Annotated in this window: 14 protein-coding genes, 1 tRNA gene, 3 rRNA genes and 1 pseudogene; 12 read left to right on the forward strand and 7 right to left on the reverse strand. The window is 53.3% G+C overall.

From position 1 onward, the window contains the following. Positions 1 to 68: 68 nt before the first annotated feature. The 7 genes from proX to emrB all read left to right on the forward strand — a co-directional run bounded on the left by proX (position 69) and on the right by emrB (position 7,248). Positions 69 to 1,064 (forward strand): glycine betaine/L-proline ABC transporter substrate-binding protein ProX, encoded by a 996-nt coding sequence (proX, locus tag VRC33_RS17410; protein ID WP_338557619.1) that lies wholly within the window; start codon positions 69 to 71, stop codon positions 1,062 to 1,064. Between the two features lie 278 nt (positions 1,065 to 1,342). Then, positions 1,343 to 2,527 (forward strand): MFS transporter, encoded by a 1,185-nt coding sequence (locus tag VRC33_RS17415; RefSeq protein ID WP_338557621.1) that lies wholly within the window; start codon positions 1,343 to 1,345, stop codon positions 2,525 to 2,527. A 142-nt stretch (positions 2,528 to 2,669) separates the two neighbouring features. Next, positions 2,670 to 3,410, forward strand: coding sequence for an AzlC family ABC transporter permease (locus VRC33_RS17420; RefSeq protein ID WP_338557622.1), 741 nt, complete (start codon positions 2,670 to 2,672; stop codon positions 3,408 to 3,410). Next, a complete protein-coding gene (gene ygaH / locus VRC33_RS17425; protein ID WP_338557624.1) occupies positions 3,407 to 3,754 on the forward strand; it encodes an L-valine transporter subunit YgaH in 348 nt (115 codons plus the stop codon). Before VRC33_RS17420 ends, ygaH begins: the two co-directional genes overlap by 4 nt. A 78-nt stretch (positions 3,755 to 3,832) precedes the next feature. Continuing rightward, complete coding sequence (gene mprA / locus VRC33_RS17430; RefSeq protein WP_338557625.1) at positions 3,833 to 4,363, forward strand: transcriptional repressor MprA; 531 nt, start codon at positions 3,833 to 3,835, stop codon at positions 4,361 to 4,363. 159 nt (positions 4,364 to 4,522) lie between these two features. After that, positions 4,523 to 5,695: a multidrug efflux MFS transporter periplasmic adaptor subunit EmrA gene (gene emrA / locus VRC33_RS17435; protein ID WP_338557626.1), complete on the forward strand. Its 1,173-nt coding sequence runs from the start codon at positions 4,523 to 4,525 to the stop codon at positions 5,693 to 5,695. Positions 5,696 to 5,712: 17 nt separating this feature from the next. After that, positions 5,713 to 7,248, forward strand: coding sequence for a multidrug efflux MFS transporter permease subunit EmrB (gene emrB / locus VRC33_RS17440; protein ID WP_338557629.1), 1,536 nt, complete (start codon positions 5,713 to 5,715; stop codon positions 7,246 to 7,248). A 59-nt stretch (positions 7,249 to 7,307) separates the two neighbouring features. Here the strand turns inward: emrB and VRC33_RS17445 are convergent, their stop codons facing one another. Beyond that, positions 7,308 to 8,390, reverse strand: coding sequence for a tRNA/rRNA methyltransferase (locus tag VRC33_RS17445; RefSeq protein ID WP_338557631.1), 1,083 nt, complete (start codon positions 8,388 to 8,390; stop codon positions 7,308 to 7,310). 266 nt (positions 8,391 to 8,656) lie between these two features. Between VRC33_RS17445 and trxC the strand changes: the two genes are divergently transcribed. From trxC to pssA, 5 genes and pseudogenes are all read left to right on the forward strand, one after another. Continuing rightward, positions 8,657 to 9,076: a thioredoxin TrxC gene (trxC, locus tag VRC33_RS17450; protein ID WP_338557633.1), complete on the forward strand. Its 420-nt coding sequence runs from the start codon at positions 8,657 to 8,659 to the stop codon at positions 9,074 to 9,076. 82 nt (positions 9,077 to 9,158) lie between these two features. Then, positions 9,159 to 9,866: a tRNA-uridine aminocarboxypropyltransferase gene (locus tag VRC33_RS17455; protein ID WP_338557634.1), complete on the forward strand. Its 708-nt coding sequence runs from the start codon at positions 9,159 to 9,161 to the stop codon at positions 9,864 to 9,866. An 83-nt stretch (positions 9,867 to 9,949) separates the two neighbouring features. Beyond that, the gene (locus VRC33_RS17460; protein WP_338557636.1) at positions 9,950 to 12,601 is read left to right on the forward strand and encodes a bifunctional acetate--CoA ligase family protein/GNAT family N-acetyltransferase; all 2,652 of its coding nucleotides are present in this window, start codon (positions 9,950 to 9,952) and stop codon (positions 12,599 to 12,601) included. A 92-nt stretch (positions 12,602 to 12,693) separates the two neighbouring features. Further along, positions 12,694 to 12,729, forward strand: a pseudogene (locus tag VRC33_RS17465) (hypothetical protein). Then, positions 12,719 to 14,074: a CDP-diacylglycerol--serine O-phosphatidyltransferase gene (gene pssA / locus VRC33_RS17470; RefSeq protein ID WP_338564333.1), complete on the forward strand. Its 1,356-nt coding sequence runs from the start codon at positions 12,719 to 12,721 to the stop codon at positions 14,072 to 14,074. Before VRC33_RS17465 ends, pssA begins: the two are co-directional and overlap by 11 nt. 198 nt (positions 14,075 to 14,272) lie before the next feature. On the opposite strand, the gene VRC33_RS17475 is transcribed toward pssA, so the two are convergent. The 6 genes from VRC33_RS17475 to clpB form a co-directional block, all read right to left on the reverse strand. After that, the gene (locus tag VRC33_RS17475; RefSeq protein ID WP_338557638.1) at positions 14,273 to 15,577 is read right to left on the reverse strand and encodes an MFS transporter; all 1,305 of its coding nucleotides are present in this window, start codon (positions 15,575 to 15,577) and stop codon (positions 14,273 to 14,275) included. 297 nt (positions 15,578 to 15,874) lie between these two features. Continuing rightward, positions 15,875 to 15,990: ribosomal RNA gene (rrf, locus tag VRC33_RS17480) — 5S ribosomal RNA — on the reverse strand. Between the two features lie 111 nt (positions 15,991 to 16,101). Beyond that, positions 16,102 to 19,008: ribosomal RNA gene (locus tag VRC33_RS17485) — 23S ribosomal RNA — on the reverse strand. A gap of 226 nt (positions 19,009 to 19,234) precedes the next feature. Beyond that, positions 19,235 to 19,310 (reverse strand) — tRNA-Glu (locus VRC33_RS17490). 72 nt (positions 19,311 to 19,382) lie between these two features. After that, positions 19,383 to 20,923, reverse strand: a 16S ribosomal RNA gene (locus tag VRC33_RS17495). Together the 16S, 23S and 5S rRNA genes with 1 tRNA gene alongside form the textbook arrangement of a ribosomal RNA operon. A 475-nt stretch (positions 20,924 to 21,398) precedes the next feature. Then, positions 21,399 to 23,972 carry an ATP-dependent chaperone ClpB gene (gene clpB, locus VRC33_RS17500; RefSeq protein WP_338557640.1) on the reverse strand — a complete coding sequence of 858 codons (2,574 nt, stop codon included), beginning with the start codon at positions 23,970 to 23,972 and terminating at the stop codon, positions 21,399 to 21,401. Between the last annotated feature and the right edge of the window lie 13 nt (positions 23,973 to 23,985).

Here is a 23,985-nt window from a genome sequence, read left to right on the forward strand (position 1 = left end):
TTTCTGCGGCTGGGGCGTGTTGAGCGCTGCCAGCCGCCAAAATAAGATAATCAAAAAGAGGATATTCCATGCGTAAGACAGCATTGTTAGCCGCTGCATTCACTACACTGGCCATCACTCAGGTTTCCGCTGCCGATTTGCCGGGTAAAGGCATCACCGTTAAGCCGGTTCAGAGCACCATTACCGAAGAAACTTTCCAGACCCTGCTGGTCAGCCGCGCGCTGGAAAAACTGGGTTATACCGTTGAAGACCCAAGCGAAGTCGATTACAACGTGGCTTATACCTCAATCGCTTCTGGTGACGGCACGTTTGTCGCGGCTAACTGGAAGCCTCTGCACGATGACATGTACAACGCGGCCGGTGGCGACAAGAAGTTTTACCGCGAAGGAACCTATGTTCAGGGCGCGGCTCAGGGTTACCTGATCGACAAAAAAACGGCTGAGAAATATCACATCACCCGTATCGACCAGCTGAAAGATCCCAAGCTGGCGAAGCTGTTCGACACCAACGATGACGGTAAAGCTGACATGACGGGCTGTACGCCAGGCTGGGGCTGTGAAGCGGTGATCAACCACCAGCTGAAAGCGTTCGACCTGAGTAAAACAGTTGAGCATAACCAGGGTAACTACTCGGCAATGATTGCCGATACCATCACCCGCTTTAAAGAAGGCAAACCGATCCTCTATTACACCTGGACCCCTTACTGGGTGAGTGATGTGCTGGTTCCGGGCCGTGATGTGGTCTGGCTGCAGGTGCCGTTCACTTCTATGCCTGGCGCACAGAAGGATGTCGAAACCAAACTGCCTAACGGCGCGAACTATGGTTTCCCGGTGAACACCATGCATATCGTGGCTAACAAAGCCTGGGCTGAGAAAAACCCGGCAGCCGCTAAACTGTTCTCAGAGATGAAACTGCCGATTGCGGATATCAATGCCCAGAACTCCCGTATGCATGATGGTCAGTCTTCAGAAGCCGATATCAACGCTCACGTTGATGGCTGGATCAAAGCCCACCAGGCTCAGTTTGATGGCTGGGTAAAAGATGCCATGGCCGCCGCTAAATAATTGACGGTTTGAGGCTAACGAACCTGAAGCGATGGGAGCAAATGCCTTGAACAAAGCATCACGGGCCATGGACGGCCCGTGCTGAGCTGCCACGGATAGCGCTTTTCGCTTCTTTGTGAGAGGCATATGCTCCCTGAGCCTGCACTTAGTCAATAACTTTAAAGGATGGCGCTGGCGTCATCCTTTTTTTGTCTGCCTTTGTCAGGCAATTAAATAGTGAGTGAGATAATCATTCAGGTTACCCTCTGTTAAACAAACAGATAACTTTACTGAGCGCGATGAAATCCCCGCAAGCTGGCCTCACTCCTTTCCTGGTTGCCCTGATGTCCGTGGCAACGGGCCTTTCTGTAGCCTGTAACTATTACGTACAGCCGCTGCTGGAAACGGTCGCCCGCACCTTCCATCTCTCGGTCAATCAGGCCGGTTTTATCGTTACGACGGCCCAACTTGGCTATGCCGCCGGACTGCTGTTACTGGTGCCATTAGGCGACATGCTTGAGCGCCGTGGCCTGATCGTCATCATGAGCCTGCTGGCAGCGGGTGGCATGGTCATCACGGCCCTCTCGCCCACCCTTCCGGTCATGCTGCTCGGCACGGTGTTAACCGGCCTGTTCTCGGTGGTGGCGCAAATTCTGGTGCCGCTGGCTGCCACGCTTGCAGCCCCGGAAAAACGCGGCAAAGTGGTGGGGACCGTGATGAGCGGTCTGCTGCTTGGGATCCTGTTAGCCCGTACCGTTGCTGGCGGTCTGGCGCAACTGGGTGGCTGGCGAACCGTTTACTGGGTTGCCAGCGTGCTGATGGTACTAATGGCTGTCGCGCTGTGGCGGTTGCTACCGCGCTATAAGCAATCAGTTTCGCTGAACTATGGCCAGCTTCTTAAATCCATTTTCAGCCTCTATGCCACCACGCCGGTGCTCAGAACGCGGGCAATCACTGGCTGCCTCGCTTTTGCTAATTTCAGCGTGCTCTGGACATCAATGGCCTTTTTACTGGCCTCGCCGCCTTACGGTTATTCTGAAGGCACCATCGGTCTGCTGGGTCTGGTGGGTGCTGCCGGTGCGCTGGCTGCCCGACAGGCGGGTTCGCTGGCCGATAAAGGAAAAGCACGGCTTACCACTACCGCCGGTTTACTGATCATGCTGGTCTCCTGGGGCATCACCGCAATGGGGAGCCATTCGCTGATTGCACTGATCGTCGGTATCCTTCTGCTGGATCTGGCGGTTCAGGGCGTTCACATTACAAATCAGAGCGTTATCTATCGCAGCCTGCCTGAAGCCCGTAACCGACTCACCTCAGGTTATATGACCAGTTACTTTATTGGTGGCGCTTTAGGTTCACTACTCTCCGCAACGGCTTATCAACACGCTGGCTGGCATGGCGTGTGTATTGCCGGGGCTATCTTAACTTTACTTAATCTGTTGAACTGGTGGCGGGGCGCGCGCAATGAGTTGTCTGTTCCTTAGCCTGCAAATAGTAAATTAAGGACATTTCAGCGCCACTGGCCTGTTAAGCGTTTACACAGTCTGGTATGGTAAGCCTGTACTTATTCAGGTTGGTTATTTTTTCGCATGAAACTATTAAGTAACAGGCAGGAACGGGTTCAGAATGACTGAGCACTCAAACGAAGAGATCGCCTCCAACCAACGGCAGGCAACCTGGGGCGAAGGCCTGGTTGACAGTCTGCCGATTGTCATAGGTTATCTGCCTGTTGCTTTCGCTTTTGGCCTGAATGCAACCAGGCTCGGCTTTACCCCTCTGGAAGCGATCTTCTTTTCCTGCGTGATTTATGCCGGAGCCAGCCAGTTTGTCATCACGGCTTTACTCAGCGCTGGTGCCTCACTCTGGGTGGCCGCACTGACCGTAATGGCTATGGATGTGCGCCATGTTCTCTATGGCCCATCACTGCGCCAACGCTGCCTGCAGGCTTTAAACCCGCGTAAAACCCCTTTCTGGGCTTTCGGACTCACTGATGAAGTCTTCGCTGCCGCCACCGCAAAGCTCAATCGCGATCGGCGAAGCTGGAGTGAAAACTGGATGCTGGGTATCGCTGCCAGCTCCTGGCTCTCGTGGGTCATTGGAACCGCGGCAGGCGCCTGGTCCGGCAATGGCCTGCTGGAGAATTATCCGGCAGTGGAAGCAGCGCTGACCTTTATGTTGCCTGCCCTGTTCCTGAGTTTTTTGCTCGCTTCCTGTCAGCGCCGTCAAAGTTACACCGTTGTTGCTGCGCTGGCGGGCGCGCTGCTCGGGCTCACCTTATTCTCGATCCCTGTGGCTATTCTGGCAGGTATCGCTGCAGGTTGCCTGGCTGCCCTTATCCCGCCACCAAAACAGAAGCAGCCACAATGAACACGCAAGTCTTGTTACTGGGTGTGCTGGTAGGGGGCGTTAACTTTTTGTTTCGCTATCTGCCATTACGATTGCACGCCAATAAAGCTATCCCGCCGGTTAAGCGGGGTATTACCGGTCTGTTGCTGGACAGCATCGGCCTCGCCTCCATCTGCGCACTGCTGGTGGTGTCGAGCGTACCGGAGATTCTTCAGCATCATGAACGACTTTGGCCTACCCTTATGGGCTTTGGCTTATTAGGTATTACCTTTTATAAAACCAGCAGCATCATTCTTTCAACGCTGCTGAGCGCCCTGGGTTATGGAGTGACCTGGAAATTACTGATGGTGTCCGCCGGAGTGTGATTTGACCCTGCCGGCAGGGATGACCTTTTTACTTATCACCATCGTTACGATACCAGTTGCAACTTAAGAGGTTCCCAGATGGAAAGTTCGTTTACCCCCATTGAACAGATGCTAAATTTCCGTGCTAACCGCCAGAAGGATTTCCCTTTGCAGGAAATCATGCTGACACGTCTGTGCATGCATATGCAGAGCAAGCTGCTGGAAAATCGCAACAAAATGCTCAAGGCTCAGGGGATTAACGAGACGTTATTCATGGCATTGATCACGCTTGATGCTCAGGAAAATCACAGCATTCAGCCTTCTGAACTTAGCGCTGCGCTGGGTTCATCCCGTACCAACGCTACCCGCATCGCCGATGAGCTGGAAAAACGTGGCTGGATTGAACGCCGCGAAAGCGATCACGACCGCCGCTGCCTGCATCTGCATCTGACAGATAAAGGTCATGAGTTTCTGCGCCAGCTGCTCCCACCTCAGCATCAGTGCCTGCAACTGCTGTGGTCTGCACTGAGCGCATCTGAAAAAAGTCAGCTGGAAGGCATTACACGTAAGTTACTGACTCGTCTGGATCAAATGGACGAAGAGGAAGTGGTTACTGCACTTTCACGCTGACCTTTTGAGCAATAGCATATTGTGCGACAACCTGCCTGCCAGTAACCGCTATTTTAGTCCGCAAATTTTGACTTATGCCAGCGCTAACCCGCTGGCATTTTAGACTCCGGGCCTGGCTATTTCAGTCATGCCCGGTTGGCATGGATAAGTGGAGAAATCATGAGTGCAAATGCGGAGATCCAAAACCCGCAACCGCCAGCTAATAAAAAGAAAAAACGTAAAACAGCGTTAATTTTTCTGGCTGTGCTGTTCATTCTTATCGGGATTGCGTATCTGGTGTACTGGTTTATGGTGCTGCGCCACTATCAGGAAACCGACGATGCTTACGTGGCAGGAAACCAGGCGCAGGTCATGGCGCAGGTCTCTGGCAGCGTCAATAAGGTGTGGTTCGACGACACTGATTTTGTCAAAAAAGGCGATGTGCTGGTAACGCTGGATAAAACAGACGCAGAACAGGCGTTTGAAAAGGCGCAAACGGCACTTGCCACCACCGTTCGTCAGACCCATCAGCTGATCATCAATGGCCGGCAATATCAGGCCACGATTGATCTGCAAAAAACAGCGCTTGAACAGGCTCAGTCCGATCTCAAACGCCGTGAGCCTTTGGGCGCCGCTAATTTGATTGGCCGTGAAGATTTGCAACACGCACGTGATGCTGTCGCGACCGCAAAAGCCCAACTGGATGTCGCTCTGCAACAATACAACGCTAACCAGGCGATGGTCCTCAATACCTCGCTGGAAAACCAGCCTGCGGTAAAACAAAGCGCGGCTGAACTGCGTGATGCCTGGCTTGCGCTTCAGCGTACCGAAGTGGTCAGCCCTGTAGACGGGTTTGTCTCCCGCCGCAGCGTGCAGGTGGGTTCGCAAATCACCTCCACTACCCCGCTGCTGGCCATCGTCCCCTCGACTAATCTGTGGGTTGATGCCAACTTCAAAGAGACACAGCTTGCCGGCGTGCGCATTGGCCAGCCAGCAACGGTGACCAGTGACATCTACGGTGACGACGTGGTTTATCACGGCAAAGTCGTCGGGCTGGATATGGGCACCGGCAGCGCGTTTTCTCTGCTTCCGGCTCAGAATGCCACGGGCAACTGGATCAAAGTCGTACAGCGCCTGCCGGTGCGTATTGAACTGGATCCGCAGGAAGTGGCTAAGCATCCGCTGCGTATCGGCCTCTCAACGCTGGTAAGTATTGACACGGACAACACCGATGGCGGCGTCCTGGCTACCAGCGTCCGTTCTGCTCCGGCTTATGAAACCGATGCGCTGGCGCTGGATTTAGCCCCGGCTAACCAGATGATCGCCGAAATCATCCGCGCCAATGCAGGCTGATAACGCGGGAGGCTGTTATGGCACAAAAACCGCTTGAGGGTACCCAGCTTGTTCTGATGACCATCGCGCTGTCGCTGGCCACGTTTATGCAGGTGCTGGACTCCACCATCGCTAACGTGGCTATTCCGACTATCGCCGGGAATCTTGGGGCTTCAAACTCCCAGGGCACCTGGGTTATCACCTCATTTGGGGTGGCTAACGCCATTTCAATCCCGATAACCGGCTGGCTGGCTAAGCGCGTAGGCGAAGTTAAGCTGTTCCTGTGGTCCACGGCGGCGTTTGCCGTGGCCTCATGGCTGTGCGGCATGTCCGACAGCCTGACTATGCTGATCTTCTTCCGCGTGGTTCAGGGTGTGGTGGCAGGCCCGCTTATTCCGCTCTCGCAAAGCTTACTGCTCAACAATTACCCACCAGCCAAGCGAAGTGTCGCCCTGTCGTTATGGGCGATGACGGTGATCGTTGCGCCGATCTGTGGGCCCATCCTTGGCGGCTGGATCAGTGATAATTATCACTGGGGCTGGATCTTCTTCATCAACGTGCCGATTGGCGTTGTGGTCGTGATGCTGACGCTTCAGACGCTGCGTAACAGGGAAACGCCTACCGTAATCAGACCGATTGACACTGTCGGACTGGTACTGCTGGTGGTCGGGATAGGTTGTCTGCAGGTAATGCTGGATCGGGGTAAAGAGCTGGACTGGTTCAGTTCGCCTGAAATTGTGGTGTTGATGGTGGTGGCCGTCATCTCGCTCCTTGTACTGCTGGTGTGGGAGTTAACGGACGACCATCCGATAGTGGATCTGTCGCTGTTTAAATCGCGAAACTTCACCATCGGCTGCCTGTCGATAAGCCTGGCCTATATGCTCTACTTTGGCTCAATAGTCCTGCTGCCGCAGTTGCTGCAGGAGGTCTATGGCTATACCGCCACCTGGGCCGGGCTGGCTTCCGCACCGGTAGGAATATTACCGGTGATCCTGTCGCCCATTATCGGCCGGTTTGCCCATAAGCTGGATATGCGAAAGCTGGTGACCTTCAGCTTTATCATGTACGCCGTCTGCTTCTACTGGCGAGCCTACACGTTTGAGCCGGGGATGGATTTTGGGGCTTCTGCCTGGCCGCAGTTTATCCAGGGGTTTGCGGTGGCCTGCTTCTTTATGCCACTCACCACTATCACCCTGTCTGGTCTGCCACCGGAACGTATGGCGGCCGCGTCCAGCCTGTCGAACTTTACGCGAACGCTGGCCGGTTCAATCGGCACATCGATCACCACCACTATGTGGACAAACAGGGAATCGATGCACCACAGCTACCTTAGCGAGTCAGTGAACGCTTACAATGTTAACTCGCAGGAGATGTACAACAAGCTGGAACAGATGGGCATGACGCATGACCAGGCCTCCTCATGGATAGCTCAGCAGATCACTAATCAGGGGCTGATTATCTCCGCCAATGAGATCTTCTGGGCATCCGCTGGGGTGTTCCTGTTCCTGCTGGTGTTGATCTGGTTTGCCCGCCCTCCGTTTGGGGCTGGCGGCGGTGGCGGCGGTGCGCACTGACCGGTTTTAGCCAAAAAAAACGGGCCTCTGAGAGGCCCGTTTTTTATATCAGCAACAGATTACGCGTTCTGACGCCACCACTCTGCAAGCAGAATGCCGGTGGCAACCGAAACGTTGAGGCTTTCAACATTGCCGGTACCGCCGATGGAAACGCTCAGATCGCCCTGTTGCCAGGTGCTGTCTGACAAACCATCGCGTTCCTGTCCCAGAACCAGAACCGTTTTGGCCGGCAATTCTGCCTGCGCCAGAGGGGTTCCTTTGTGGCTTGAGGTCGTCACGATGGTGTAGCCCGCTTTACGGAAAGCGTTCAGGCCGGCTGCAAAACTTTCGCCGCTGATCGCCTGAACATGCTCTGCTCCGCCTTCTGCCGTGCGCACTGCGGCACCGGACTCCAGCAAAGAAGCATCATCCACCAGCAACCCTTTCGCACCAAAATGCGCACAGCTGCGCATCATGCCGCCCAGGTTGTGTGGGTTACCAATCTGTTCCAGCGCTACCACGCAATCTTTCTCGCCCGCGTTGGCAAGCCATTCGGTGACCGGCATTCCCACACGCTTTTTGATCAGGAAGCAGACGCCGCCATGATGCTCAGTGCCAGACGCTTTGATCAGTTCGTCTTCATCGACCACATGATAAGCTTTACGGTTAGCGGCCATCCATTTCAGCGCCTCGCGGAAACGCGGGGTAACTTCCTGAATGAACCATGCACGCACGATGCAATCCGGACGGCTCTGGAACAGCGCCTGGCAGGCGTTTTCGCCATACACACGCGTCTCTTCATTACGCTGACGACGGATCTGCTCCGGGTCGATATAGCTTTTACCGCTGATGCCGCCGTGATCCGGTTTGCTCTCATCGGTTGCAGATGGCGCGCGTGAAACCGTACGCCATGGCGATTCACCTGGTGCTACGTCGCGATCGCGCCCGCCACGTGGCTTGCTGTCACCGTCACGTCCACGCGGCCTGTTGTCGGCATCGCGTCCACGCGGTTTGCTGTCACCATCGCGTGATGGACGACGGCTGTCGGGACGAGGCCCACCTTTACCAGTGCGCGGATTTTGTCCGCCTTTGTTACTCTCTTCTTCACCACGGACATACATCACTTTGACTTTTCCGCTTTTACCTTTAAATTCGTCGTTCATTTTCCCTCCACCCGGCTGAGCGCGAAGCGCGCAGAGTACCTGATGTGGCGGCGCTTAGCTATTAACTTCCACTAAAACCGCGTTAAGCATGTTATCCGGGTAGCCGGTAGTTTTACCCGGTATAAAAATGCTGCAAGTTACAGCCTATTATACCCATTGAATAAATCATTTTGTTGCCCGGGTGAAGGGCACGCATAATTATTCGCAGTTTTACTCAGGAATGCGGTAAGTAAACACTTACCCTCAATCATGACCGAGGTGAATCAATGAATACGGTTTGTGCTTCATGCCAGGCGACCAACCGCCTTCCGCCAGAACGTATCACTGACGGCGCAAAATGCGGCCGTTGCGGCACCGGATTGTTTAGCGGTGAAGTGATCAATGCCACTGCTGAAACGCTGGATAAATATCTGCAGGATGACCTTCCCGTAGTCATCGACTTCTGGGCGCCCTGGTGTGGTCCGTGCGTCAACTTTGCCCCGGTTTATGAAAACGTGGCTGAAGAACGCAGTGATAAAGTGCGCTTCATTAAGGTAAACACAGAAGCTGAACCTGAGCTCAGCGCGCGTTTTCGCATCCGCAGTATTCCAACCATTATGGTGTTTAAGCAGGGCAAGATGGTCGATATGCTTAGCGGTGCTATGCCCAAAGCCCCCTTCAATGAGTGGCTGGACGAAAATATCTGATCCCCGCAGGGGCAGGCTCATCTGCCCCCTACTTCTGTGGAGCCGTTTCCGTTAGACTGGCATTTTTCCCAGACCATTACTCATGACTGAAAACGCTGTCCTGCGCCTGCGCGCCGAACGTCTTGCCCGTGCCACACGCCCTTTCCTGGCCAGAGGCAACCGTATTTCCCGCTGTCAGCGCTGCCTGCTTCCCGGCAAAAACTGTTTGTGCGCGACACTGCAACCGCAGCAGGCCCGCAGCCGTTTCTGTCTGGTAATGTTTGACACCGAGCCGATGAAGCCCAGCAACACGGGCCGACTGATTGCCGATATTCTGCCGGATACCCAGGCCTTTGGCTGGTCGCGGACGGAACCCGACCCGGCATTACTGGCCGCCGTGCAAAATCCGGCATTGCAGCCTGTGGTGGTTTTTCCCGAATCTTATGCCGATCCGGGTCGTCCGGTGATCAATGTGCCGCCCCAAAGCGGCAAACCCCCTTTGTTTATCATGCTTGATGGCACCTGGACTGAAGCACGTAAAATGTTTCGTAAAAGTCCCTGGCTGGATCAGCTCCCCGTAATGTCACTGACCCTGACCAGGCCGTCGAACTATCAGCTGCGGGAAGTACACGCAGAGGGCCAGCACTGTACGGCAGAAGTGGCTGCTGAATTGCTTTTACAGGCCGGTGATACCGCGGCAGGTGAGGCTTTGTTCCGGCATTTCGATCTCTTCCGTCACCGCTATCTGGCTGGTAAACCGCACCATCCAGTTCACCAAAATGCGGCACCGTTCGAAGAACTTCTTCCCTGAGCGCGTATTCTTAAGACCCCAGGTGTTCTGCAAATTATTCAGAACGCGTTAGAATCAGGATGAATCTTTCGAAGGGAGTGGAAATGAGCCAGCGCGGATTAGAAGCCCTGTTACGCCCAAAATCGATCGCGGTTATTGGTGCCTCCTCGCGGCCGGAACGCGCGGGCTATCTGATGATGCGCAACCTGCTTGCGGGCGGATTCAACGGCCCGGTCCTGCCGGTGAACCCGAAGTATAAAGCCGTTTGCGGCGTACTGACCTGGCCGGATATCGCCAGCCTGCCCCTCTCCCCGGACCTCGCTATTCTCTGCACCCATGCCAGCCGCAACCCCGAACTTCTGCGCGCATTGGGCGAACGAGGCTGTAAAGCCTGCATCATTCTCTCTTCACCGGCCAGCCAGGCCGATGAACTTAAACAGTGTGCGAGCGAGTGGCAGATCCGTCTGCTCGGCCCTAACAGCCTTGGGCTGCTTGCCCCGTGGCAGGGGCTGAACGCCAGCTTTTCACCGGTGCCGATTCAGCAGGGCAAGCTGGCCTTTATCTCCCAGTCCGCGGCGGTCTCTAATACTATTCTGGACTGGGCACAACAAAGACAGCTTGGATTCTCGTGGTTTATCGCCCTGGGCGACAGTCTGGATATTGATGCTGACGATCTGCTGGATTTTCTGGCCAGGGATGGCAAGACCAGCGCCATCCTTCTTTATCTGGAACATCTGAGTGATGCCCGCCGGTTTGTCTCGGCGGCGCGAAGTGCTTCACGAAATAAGCCCATTCTGGTGATCAAAAGTGGCCGCAGTCAGCAGGCACAACAATTACTGAAAACCCATGCGGGGCTGGATGCTGCCTGGGATGCCGCTATCCAGCGAGCCGGTCTGCTGCGAGTGCAGGATACACACGAGTTATTTTCCGCCGTAGAGACACTAAGCCATATGCGCCCACTACGTGGGGAAAGGTTAATGATAGTCAGCAACGGTGCCGCCCCGGCAGCGCTGGCACTGGATGCGCTGGAAGCCAGGAATGGCAAGCTTGCGAAAGTAAGTGAGGGGTTACTTACTGACCTGCAAAGCCTGCTGCCGGAAGAGAGTGTTGCAGGGAATCCGCTGGATTTAAAAGATGATGCCACGCCTGAGCGTTATCTGCAGGTCGTCTCGCGCCTGATGGACAGTACGGATATTGATGCATTAATGATTATCCATGCGCCCAGTGCCGTTGCGCCTGCAACCCTGACCGCACAACGCCTGATTGAGACGATCTTAAAACATCCGCGAGCCAGACAGCTCTCGCTGCTGACAAACTGGTGTGGAGAGTTTTCATCTGCTGATGCCCGACGACTGTTCAGTGAGGCTGGCATCCCTACTTACCGGACGCCTGAGGGAACGGTAACCGCCTTTATGCATATGGTGGAATATCGGCGAAATCAAAAGCAGCTGCGCGAAACCCCGGCGCTGCCGCCAAATTTATCGGCAAATACCGGCGAGGCGCATGACCTTATTCGCCAGGCGCTGGATGAGGGCGCCACCAGTCTGGACACCCATGAAGTTCAGGCTATTTTGCGTGCTTACGAGCTCAACACCCTACCCACCTGGATCGCCAGCGACAGTGCAGAGGCCGTGCATATCGCCGGTCAGATTGGCTATCCTGTCGCCCTGAAATTACGCTCTCCCGATATTCCCCATAAATCTGAAGTTCAGGGGGTGATGCTCTACCTCCGCACGGCCAGTGAGGTCCAGCAGGCGGCTGAAGCCATTTTCGATCGGGTAAAATCAGCCTGGCCGCAGGCGCGGATTCATGGCCTGCTGGTTCAGAGCATGGCTAACCGGGCCGGCGCACAGGAATTACGCATTGTGGTAGAGCAGGATCCGGTCTTTGGCCCGATGATTATGCTGGGGGAAGGCGGCATCGAATGGCAGGCGGATAAACAGGCGGTGGTCGCCCTGCCTCCACTGAATATGACCCTGGCCCGCTATCTGGTGATCCAGGCCATAAAGAGTGGAAAAATTCGCAGCCGCAGTGCCCTTCAGCCTCTGGATATCGCCGGCGTCAGCGAAGTGCTGGTCAAGGTATCGAACCTGATAGTAGATTGTCCGGAGATTGTCAGGCTGGACGTTCACCCATTGCTGGCAGCAGGCAATGAATTTTCGCTGCTGGATGTCACCCTGCAACTGGCAGATTTTGTGGGCGACCCTGAAGCACGGCTTGCTATCCGTCCCTATCCTCACGCATTAGAAGAACATGTGGCGCTCAAAAATAACGAGAGTTGCCTGTTCCGTCCTATCCTGCCTGAAGATGAGCCGTTATTAAGGCAATTTATTGAGCAGGTGACTAAAGAGGATCTTTACTATCGCTATTTCAGTGAGATCAATGAGTTCACTCACGATGATTTGGCTAACATGACGCAAATCGACTACGATCGAGAGATGGCGATAGTTGCTGTGCGTAAGCATAACGGACGCGACGAGATTATTGGCGTAACGCGGGCTATTTCAGATGCCGACAACATCGACGCGGAGTTTTCCGTGCTGGTACGTTCCGATCTCAAAGGGCTGGGCCTGGGTCGGAGGCTGCTTGAGAAGATGATTATCTATACCCGTCAACATGGGTTGCAGCAGCTAAACGGCATTACTATGCCAGGCAACCAGGGAATGGTAACCCTGGCACGAAAGCTGGGGTTTACAGTAGATGTGCAATTAGAAGACGGCATTGTCACGCTTTCACTGCCCCTGCTGGCCCCCTGAAAACGTCTGGAAACGTAAAACTAAAACCATCGCCGTAAACTTTTGGTATTATTCGGGGTTAGGGTGATGATTTTATGGCAAAAGGCCATTCCATGAACAGAGAAGAAACGCACTGTGATGTTGTCTAAATTCAAACGTAATAAACACCAACAGCACCTTGCGCAACTGCCAAAATTGTCTCAGTCAGCTGCTGATTTCACCACGCTCTATTCAGCGGCTGATTTCCGTCAGACTTTGCTGCAGAAAATAGCAGATGCCACACGGCGCATCTGTATTGTGGCACTCTATCTGGAGAATGATGACGGCGGTCGCAGCGTACTCAATGCGCTTTATGAAGCAAAGCGTTTACGCCCTGAGCTGGATGTCCGCATCCTTGTCGACTGGCATCGCGCCCAGCGAGGTCGTATCGGCGGAGCCCGTGGGGCAACCAATGCGGACTGGTACTGCGAACTGGCAGATAATCACCCTGAGATTAACATCACCGTTTACGGCGTGCCGGTTAACACCCGCGAGGCCCTGGGTGTTTTGCACCTCAAAGGCTCGATTATTGATGACACCGTTTTCTATACCGGTGCCAGCCTCAATGATGTTTACCTGCATCAGCACGACAGATACCGTTATGACCGCTACCAGCTGATCAACAACGCCACCCTGGCTGACACAATGTTTACCTGGATAGAAACCAACCTTATCCAGGCTGAAGCCGTGCATCGTCTGGACCAGCATCAGCGGCCTAAAAGTCCGGAAATCAAAAATGAAACCCGTCAGTTCCGTCAGGATTTGCGTGGATTTGATTATGAATTCAAAGGCGATGCCAACAATGAACAGCTCTCCGTTACGCCGTTAGTAGGTTTGGGTAAACGCAGTCTGCTGAACAAAACCATCTTTCATCTGATGCCCTGCGCTGAGCAAAAGCTGACGCTTTGCACGCCCTATTTTAATATGCCGGCCATCCTGGTACGTAACATCATCTGGTTACTGCGTCAGGGAAGAGAAGTGGAAATCATTGTCGGTGATAAAACGGCCAACGATTTCTATATCCCTGAAGATCAGCCGTTTAAAATCATCGGCGCGCTACCTTATCTCTATGAAATCAATCTTCGTCGCTTCCTCAGTCGGCTGCAATACTATGTCACTAACGGTCAGCTGACGGTGCGCCTGTGGAAAGATGGCGAAAACAGCTATCACCTCAAAGGCATGTGGGTGGATGAAGAATGGATGCTGATTACCGGTAATAACCTCAATCCACGCGCCTGGCGTCTGGATCTGGAGAATGCGATCCTGATCCACGATCCTCTCCAGCAGCTGGTTGATCAAAGCCGCCACGAGCTAGATTTGATCCGCCAGAACACTACGGTGGTCCAGCACTACCGGGATTTGGAAAGCATCGCTGATTATCCGCAGAAGGTGCGTAAGCTGATACGTCGCCTTCGTCGTATCCGTATCGACAGGCTGATTAGCCGCATTCTGTAAAGCAGGTTGTTCACAACCCCACCGCTCGCGGTTTTCTGCCATTCCGGGGGAGTCGCCGACAGGAAGCAGCGGACTGGAGTTAGAACGAAAGTGCGAGTTGTAATTGATGTGGAAAATTTTGACTGGAACGGGAAGGAAACCGGGGAAAAGAAAAGGATGAATGTCGAAATTTAGCCGGTGTCGCCACCGGCTGTTCAGTTAAAGCCTGATACCGTTCCCTCTGCGATGCAGCATCAGTGACACAGCGAATGCCACAGCTCCCATCGCGGAGACATACCAGAAGAAGCTGGTTTCACTTCCGGCAGCCTTCAGTGAAAGCGCCACATATTCAGCCGATCCACCAAACAGGGCATTGGCTACCGCGTAAGATAATCCAACCCCTAATGCCCGTACTTCCGGCGGGAACATTTCTGCTTTAAGGATCCCACTGATCGACGTATAGAAGCTGGTGATCAGCAACGAGATCATCACCAGGATAAAGGCGATCCACGGGCTGGTGACGTTTTGCAGCATTGTCAGTACGGGAACAGTACAGATCGCAGCTAATCCCCCAAAAATAAGCATTGAACTGCGACGGCCTATTTTATCGGACAGAGCCCCGACTAATGGTTGAATCAGCATAAAAATAAACAGCGCGGCTGTCATCAATATGCTTGCTGTTCGGGTATCCATACCTGAAGTGTTGACCAGATACTTTTGCATATAGGTTGTGAAGGTATAAAAGCTCAGCGAACCACCCGCAGTGAAACCCAGCACCATGATAAAGGCGCGGCGATGCTTCCACAGCCCTCTCAGGGATCCTGCATCTTTATGTTCGCGAGTTTTACGATCTGAAGTTTCATTCAGCGAGCGTCGAAGATAAAGAGCGACGACAGCTAATACCGCACCCAGCGCAAAAGGAATGCGCCAGCCCCATGCGCGAAGTTCTTCATCACTCAGAATCTGTTGTAAAACTACAACCGTAAGCAGTGCCATCAGCTGGCCACCAATCAGGGTGACATACTGGAAGGAAGCGTAAAAACCCTTTTTGCCTTCCACAGCCACTTCACTCATATAGGTTGCACTGGTGCCATATTCTCCGCCTACCGATAATCCCTGGAACAGGCGTGCCAACAGTAACAGCGCGGGTGCCCAGACACCGATAGTTTCATAACCCGGAAGGCAGGCAATTACCAGGGAGCCAAAACACATCATGCACACTGAAATCAGCATGGATTTTTTACGACCATGCTTATCGCCGATATAGCCAAACATCCAGCCGCCAATAGGACGCATCAAAAAACCGGCTGCGAATACGCCTGCGGTTTGCAGAAGTTGAGTTGTGGGATTTCCGCTGGGGAAAAAGACATGCGCGAAATAGAGTGAGCAGAAGGAATAAACATAAAAATCAAACCATTCGACCAGATTGCCGGATGATGCGCCAACAATCGCCCAGATCCGCTGACGGGTGGTGATCGTCTCGGCCGTAGCCTCAGGCTGCCGTTCTGATGTGGCATCTGTCATAGAATTAACCTCTTAATTTTTTCCTTGCTAATAATTAGCCTCAGAAGTGAAACAATAACCAGCAGTAAACCTCACCGGCCAGAACTTATTGAATTATTTTTAGCTTTGATGTTACTGAACTATGAAGCAGAGTGGATTATAGAGGATGTTTACAGGAACGCCAGAGGGTGTTTTTCTCAAAAATGATGCCGATCTTCACTGGCAAAGCGAGCATTCAGCCCAAAAATACGGTGTTTTTTCATATCCTGCAGACGCAAAAAACCCCGGCCTTGCGGTCGGGGTTATTGCTTGTTTGATGCCTGGCAGTTCCCTACTCTCGCATGGGGAGACCCCACACTACCATCGGCGCTACGGCGTTTCACTTCTGAGTTCGGCATGGGGTCAGGTGGGACCACCGCGCTAAAGCCGCCAGGCAAATTCTGTTGTTCACGCCGCCCTCGCAGGCCACGCAAATCAATCCGTTATCGAACAGGCTGAAAATCGTTGCGTCTCTCAGACGCCCACCAGAACGCTTCTGGTGTTGTAAGGTTAAGCCTCACGGGTCATTAGTACCGGTTAGCTCAACGCATCGCTGCGCTTACACACCCGGCCTATCAACGTCGTAGTCTTCAACGTCCCTTCAGGGGCCTTAAAGGCCCAGGGAAGATTCATCTCGAGGCAAGTTTCGCGCTTAGATGCTTTCAGCGCTTATCTTTTCCGCACTTAGCTACCGGGCAATGCCATTGGCATGACAACCCGAACACCAGTGGTGCGTTCACTCCGGTCCTCTCGTACTAGGAGCAACCCCTCTCAATCTTCCAGCGCCCACGGCAGATAGGGACCGAACTGTCTCACGACGTTCTAAACCCAGCTCGCGTACCACTTTAAACGGCGAACAGCCGTACCCTTGGGACCTACTTCAGCCCCAGGATGTGATGAGCCGACATCGAGGTGCCAAACACCGCCGTCGATATGAACTCTTGGGCGGTATCAGCCTGTTATCCCCGGAGTACCTTTTATCCGTTGAGCGATGGCCCTTCCATTCAGAACCACCGGATCACTATGACCTGCTTTCGCACCTGCTCGAGCCGTCACTCTCGCAGTCAAGCTAGCTTATGCCATTGCACTAACCTCACGATGTCCGACCGTGATTAGCTAACCTTCGTGCTCCTCCGTTACTCTTTAGGAGGAGACCGCCCCAGTCAAACTACCCACCAGACACTGTCCCCACGCCGGATTACGGCGCCAGGTTAGAACATCAAACGTTAAAGGGTGGTATTTCAAGGTTGGCTCCACGCAGACTGGCGTCCACGCTTCAAAGCCTCCCACCTATCCTACACATCAAGGCTCAATGTTCAGTGTCAAGCTGTAGTAAAGGTTCACGGGGTCTTTCCGTCTTGCCGCGGGTACACTGCATCTTCACAGCGAGTTCAATTTCACTGAGTCTCGGGTGGAGACAGCCTGGCCATCATTACGCCATTCGTGCAGGTCGGAACTTACCCGACAAGGAATTTCGCTACCTTAGGACCGTTATAGTTACGGCCGCCGTTTACCGGGGCTTCGATCAAGAGCTTCTCCTTGCGGATAACCCCATCAATTAACCTTCCGGCACCGGGCAGGCGTCACACCGTATACGTCCACTTTCGTGTTTGCACAGTGCTGTGTTTTTAATAAACAGTTGCAGCCAGCTGGTATCTTCGACTGGCTTCAGCTCCGGGAGCAAGTCCCATCACCTACGCGCCAGCGTGCCTTCTCCCGAAGTTACGGCACCATTTTGCCTAGTTCCTTCACCCGAGTTCTCTCAAGCGCCTTGGTATTCTCTACCTGACCACCTGTGTCGGTTTGGGGTACGATTCTGTGTTACCTGATGCTTAGAGGCTTTTCCTGGAAGCAGGGCATTTGTTGCTTCAGCACCGTGGTGCCTCGTCATCACGCCTCAGCCTTAAAGAGTTCCGGATTTGCCTGGAACTCAAGCCTACACGCTTAAACCGGGACAACCGTCGCCCGGCCAACATAGCCTTCTCCGTCCCCCCTTCGCAGTAACACCGAGTACAGGAATATTAACCTGTTTCCCATCGACTACGCCTTTCGGCCTCGCCTTAGGGGTCGACTCACCCTGCCCCGATTAACGTTGGACAGGAACCCTTGGTCTTCCGGCGAGCGGGCTTTTCACCCGCTTTATCGTTACTTATGTCAGCATTCGCACTTCTGATACCTCCAGCAGACCTCACAGTCCACCTTCGACGGCTTACAGAACGCTCCCCTACCCAACAACGCATACGCGTCGCTGCCGCAGCTTCGGTGCATGGTTTAGCCCCGTTACATCTTCCGCGCAGGCCGACTCGACCAGTGAGCTATTACGCTTTCTTTAAATGATGGCTGCTTCTAAGCCAACATCCTGGCTGTCTGTGCCTTCCCACATCGTTTCCCACTTAACCATGACTTTGGGACCTTAGCTGGCGGTCTGGGTTGTTTCCCTCTTCACGACGGACGTTAGCACCCGCCGTGTGTCTCCCGTGATAACATTCTCCGGTATTCGCAGTTTGCATCGGGTTGGTAAGCCGGGATGGCCCCCTAGCCGAAACAGTGCTCTACCCCCGGAGATGAATTCACGAGGCGCTACCTAAATAGCTTTCGGGGAGAACCAGCTATCTCCCGGTTTGATTGGCCTTTCACCCCCAGCCACAAGTCATCCGCTAATTTTTCAACATTAGTCGGTTCGGTCCTCCAGTTAGTGTTACCCAACCTTCAACCTGCCCATGGCTAGATCACCGGGTTTCGGGTCTATACCCTGCAACTTAACGCCCAGTTAAGACTCGGTTTCCCTGCGGCTCCCCTATACGGTTAACCTTGCTACAGAATATAAGTCGCTGACCCATTATACAAAAGGTACGCAGTCACACCACGAAGGTGCTCCCACTGCTTGTACGTACACGGTTTCAGGTTCTGTTTCACTCCCCTCGCCGGGGTTCTTTTCGCCTTTCCCTCACGGTACTGGTTCACTATCGGTCAGTCAGGAGTATTTAGCCTTGGAGGATGGTCCCCCCATATTCAGACAGGATGTCACGTGTCCCGCCCTACTCATCGAACTCACAGCAAGTGCATCTTCGTGTACGGGAGTATCACCCTGTACCCTGCGACTTTCCAGACGCTTCCACTGATGCACAAACTGATTCAGGTTCTGGGCTGTTCCCCGTTCGCTCGCCGCTACTGGGGGAATCTCGGTTGATTTCTTTTCCTCTGGGTACTTAGATGTTTCAGTTCCCCAGGTTCGCCTTGCATGGCTATGTATTCACCATGCAATGATGCACCAAGGTGCACCGGGTTTCCCCATTCGGGTATCGTCGGTTATAACGGTTCATATCACCTTACCGACGCTTATCGCAGATTAGCACGCCCTTCATCGCCTCTGACTGCCTAGGCATCCACCGTGTACGCTTAGTCACTTAACCTCACAACCCACAAGCGTCCCGGAGGACACGAGCTGTTGCGAGCATTTGAGAGACTCGACCGCGTCGTAAATTTCATTCTTATTACGGAGAATGAAAACGACGCGTCGTTTCAATTTTCAGCTTGTTCCGGATTGTTAAAGAGCAAATATCTCAAACGTGACTCGCCTCGCGGCATAATCAGTTTTGAGATACTGGTTGATAATGTCTTTCACTCATTATCAGGAGATGGCGTCCCCAAGGGGATTCGAACCCCTGTTACAGCCGTGAAAGGGCAGTGTCCTGGGCCTCTAGACGATGGGGACTCTGGTTCGTTCTTTGCTCATTACTTCTATCAGACAATCTGTGTGGACACTACGCGGGAAAGTATCTTCAGGTAAGGAGGTGATCCAACCGCAGGTTCCCCTACGGTTACCTTGTTACGACTTCACCCCAGTCATGAATCACAAAGTGGTAAGCGCCCTCCCGAAGGTTAAGCTACCTACTTCTTTTGCAACCCACTCCCATGGTGTGACGGGCGGTGTGTACAAGGCCCGGGAACGTATTCACCGTAGCATTCTGATCTACGATTACTAGCGATTCCGACTTCACGGAGTCGAGTTGCAGACTCCGATCCGGACTACGACGCACTTTATGAGGTCCGCTTGCTCTCGCGAGGTCGCTTCTCTTTGTATGCGCCATTGTAGCACGTGTGTAGCCCTGGCCGTAAGGGCCATGATGACTTGACGTCATCCCCACCTTCCTCCGGTTTGTCACCGGCAGTCTCCTTTGAGTTCCCGACATTACTCGCTGGCAACAAAGGATAAGGGTTGCGCTCGTTGCGGGACTTAACCCAACATTTCACAACACGAGCTGACGACAGCCATGCAGCACCTGTCTCACGGTTCCCGAAGGCACTAAGGCATCTCTGCCAAATTCCGTGGATGTCAAGGCCAGGTAAGGTTCTTCGCGTTGCATCGAATTAAACCACATGCTCCACCGCTTGTGCGGGCCCCCGTCAATTCATTTGAGTTTTAACCTTGCGGCCGTACTCCCCAGGCGGTCGACTTAACGCGTTAGCTCCGGAAGCCACGCCTCAAGGGCACAACCTCCAAGTCGACATCGTTTACGGCGTGGACTACCAGGGTATCTAATCCTGTTTGCTCCCCACGCTTTCGCACCTGAGCGTCAGTCTTTGTCCAGGGGGCCGCCTTCGCCACCGGTATTCCTCCAGATCTCTACGCATTTCACCGCTACACCTGGAATTCTACCCCCCTCTACAAGACTCTAGCCTGCCAGTTTCAAATGCAGTTCCCAGGTTAAGCCCGGGGATTTCACATCTGACTTGACAGACCGCCTGCGTGCGCTTTACGCCCAGTAATTCCGATTAACGCTTGCACCCTCCGTATTACCGCGGCTGCTGGCACGGAGTTAGCCGGTGCTTCTTTTGCGGGTAACGTCAATCAACAAGGTTATTAACCTTATCGCCTTCCTCCCCGCTGAAAGTACTTTACAACCCGAAGGCCTTCTTCATACACGCGGCATGGCTGCATCAGGCTTGCGCCCATTGTGCAATATTCCCCACTGCTGCCTCCCGTAGGAGTCTGGACCGTGTCTCAGTTCCAGTGTGGCTGGTCATCCTCTCAGACCAGCTAGGGATCGTCGCCTAGGTGAGCCATTACCCCACCTACTAGCTAATCCCATCTGGGCACATCCGATGGCGTGAGGCCCGAAGGTCCCCCACTTTGGTCCGAAGACGTTATGCGGTATTAGCTACCGTTTCCAGTAGTTATCCCCCTCCATCAGGCAGTTTCCCAGACATTACTCACCCGTCCGCCACTCGTCACCCAAGAGCAAGCTCTCTGTGCTACCGTTCGACTTGCATGTGTTAGGCCTGCCGCCAGCGTTCAATCTGAGCCATGATCAAACTCTTCAATTAAAAGTTCGATTTGCTGCAACAAGTGCAGCGATGCTCAAGTGTAAAACGTCATAATGAATTTCATTATGTGTTCACTCTTAAGGCTTGATATTTTTTTGCGTCCAAAGACGCTGATATCAATCCTGCGAGTGCCCACACAGATTGTCTGATAAATTGTTAAAGAGCGGTGCGGTAAGCGCCGTGGCGACTTACTGCGAGGTGGCGTATACTACGCTATCCTCCTTCAGAGTCAACGTCTTTTTCAGAAGTTTTTCTCCGGCGGTTCAGCTTCCTGAACCTCTGATGCGGCGACCGTTAAGTCGTTGTTCCGGGTCAGTGGAGGCGCATTATAGGGAATTTTTGGAAGCCCGCAACCCCCAAAATGCAAAAATCCGCTCAACCGCTCACATTTTAACCCAAAGACCTGAAAAGGGCCTCTTTCTGCCGCTTTAATAAACAAAAATGGGCCCGAAGGCCCATTTTTCTATGCAGAATATTATTGCTGAGCAACAATCCTTCCGTCTTTTACATCCATTTCAATCATTTTTCCGGGTATTAGTGCGCCAGAGAGTATCTGTTGAGCCAGCGGATTTTCAATCTGTTGCTGGATTGCACGTTTAAGCGGCCTTGCACCGTAAACCGGGTCGTAACCATTTTCACCCAGCAACTGTAATGCCGCTTCCGAAATGTTCAGTTCAAACCCACGATCGGCAAGGCGGTCATAAAGACGCTGCAGCTGAATCTTCGCAATAGAAGCAATATGTTTCTCGCCCAATGGATGGAAGACCACCAGCTCATCTATACGGTTGATGAACTCGGGACGGAAATGCTGTCCTACAACAGTCATGACCACTTCTTTCATTTCCGGATAGCTCAGGGCGCCAAACCGTTCCTGAATCAAATCAGAGCCAAGGTTGGAAGTCATGATCACTACCGTATTACGGAAATCGACTGTCCTGCCCTGTCCGTCGGTCAGACGACCATCGTCCAGCACCTGCAGTAAAATGTTGAACACATCCGGATGCGCTTTTTCCACCTCATCCAGCAGGATTACAGAATAAGGACGACGACGGACCGCTTCAGTCAGATATCCCCCTTCTTCATAACCTACATAGCCCGGAGGCGCACCGACCAGCCGTGAGACCGAATGCTTCTCCATGAATTCGGACATATCAAGGCGAACCATCGCGTCATCGCTGTCGAACATAAAGTTGGCCAACGCTTTACACAACTCGGTCTTACCTACCCCGGTAGGTCCAAGGAACAGGAATGAACCAATCGGGCGATTCGGATCGGCCAGGCCTGCCCGGCTACGCCGGATGGCATTCGATACTGCTTCCACAGCTTCATTCTGTCCGATAACGCGCTGATGAAGGTCTTGCTCCATGCGCAGCAGTTTTTCCCGCTCCCCTTCCATCATCCTGGCGACAGGGATCCCGGTCCAGCGTGCCAGCACGTCAGCAATCTCAACTTCCGTCACGCGGTTGCGTAGCAGACGCATGGTCTTACCTTCAGACTGCGTAGCTATCTCAAGCTGTTTTTCCAGCTCGGGAATCTTGCCATATTGCAGCTCCGACATTTGTGCCAGGTCACCAAGACGACGTGCCTGTTCCATTGAGAGCTTGGCCTGTTCCAGCTCCGCCTTAATAGTCTGCGTACCTGAAAGGGAAGCTTTCTCTGCTTTCCACTCCTCTTCCAGAACCGAGTAATCACGCTCTTTTTGATTCAGCTCGTCTTCCAGCATCTCCAGCCGCTTGATGCTGGCATCGTCAGACTCTTTTTTCAGCGCCTGCTGTTCCAGCTTTAACTGAATGATGCGACGCTCCAGACGATCCAGCGATTCTGGTTTGGAATCTATCTGCATACGGATACTGGAAGCCGCTTCATCTATAAGGTCGATGGCTTTATCCGGAAGCTGACGATCGGCAATGTAGCGGTGAGACAGTGTTGATGCTGCAACAATTGCCGGGTCAGTGATCTGCACATGGTGATGAAGCTCATAGCGTTCTTTAAGGCCACGCAGTATAGCGATGGTATCTTCCACGCTCGGTTCAGCCACCAACACCTTCTGAAAACGACGCTCAAGCGCAGCATCTTTTTCAATGTACTGGCGATACTCATCCAGCGTGGTCGCCCCTACGCAGTGCAGTTCCCCACGCGCCAGAGCGGGTTTAAGCATGTTACCCGCATCCATTGCGCCGTCAGCTTTACCTGCGCCGACCATAGTGTGCAGCTCATCGATAAACAGAATGACATTGCCTTCCTGTTTGGAGAGATCGTTCAGAACGGCTTTCAGACGCTCTTCAAACTCGCCCCGATATTTTGCTCCAGCCACCAGCGCACCCATATCAAGGGCAAGGACACGGCGGCCTTTAAGACCTTCCGGCACTTCTCCATTGATAATCCGCTGAGCCAGTCCTTCAACAATAGCCGTTTTACCTACGCCGGGTTCACCGATCAGTACAGGGTTATTCTTGGTCCGGCGCTGCAAGACCTGAATGGTGCGACGAATCTCTTCATCACGGCCAATTACCGGATCTAATTTGCCTGACTCTGCACGCTCAGTAAGATCGATGGTGTATTTCTTCAATGCCTGGCGCTGATCTTCAGCCCCTTGATCGTTCACGTTTTCGCCTCCACGCATCTGGTCAATTGCTTTACTCAGCTTTTCACTGGTCGCTCCGGCGGATTTCATTAAATCAGCCAGTGACCCACGTGAATCGAGAGCAGCCAGAACAAACAGTTCGGATGAGATGAAATTATCAGCGCGTTTTTGTGCCAGCTTGTCACAGAGGTTCAGGACACGGACAAGGTCGGCAGAAGGCTGAACATCGCCCTCTGTGCCTTCGACCTGCGGCAGACGGCCGATAGCCTGTTCAACGCTACTGCGTAATGCAGCAACATCAACACCGGCGGTGGTCAGTAAAGGACGAACGGATCCCCCTTCCTGAGTCAGCAAGGCGCTCATTAAGTGGAGAGGTTCGATGAATTGATTATCGCGTCCCAGGGCTAAAGACTGGGCATCGGCGAGAGCTAATTGGAATTTGTTAGTAAGACGATCCAGACGCATAATTCCCCCATTC

The organism is Erwinia sp. E_sp_B01_1, assembly GCF_036865545.1.
In the GTDB taxonomy this organism is placed as follows: Bacteria; Pseudomonadota; Gammaproteobacteria; order Enterobacterales; family Enterobacteriaceae; genus Erwinia.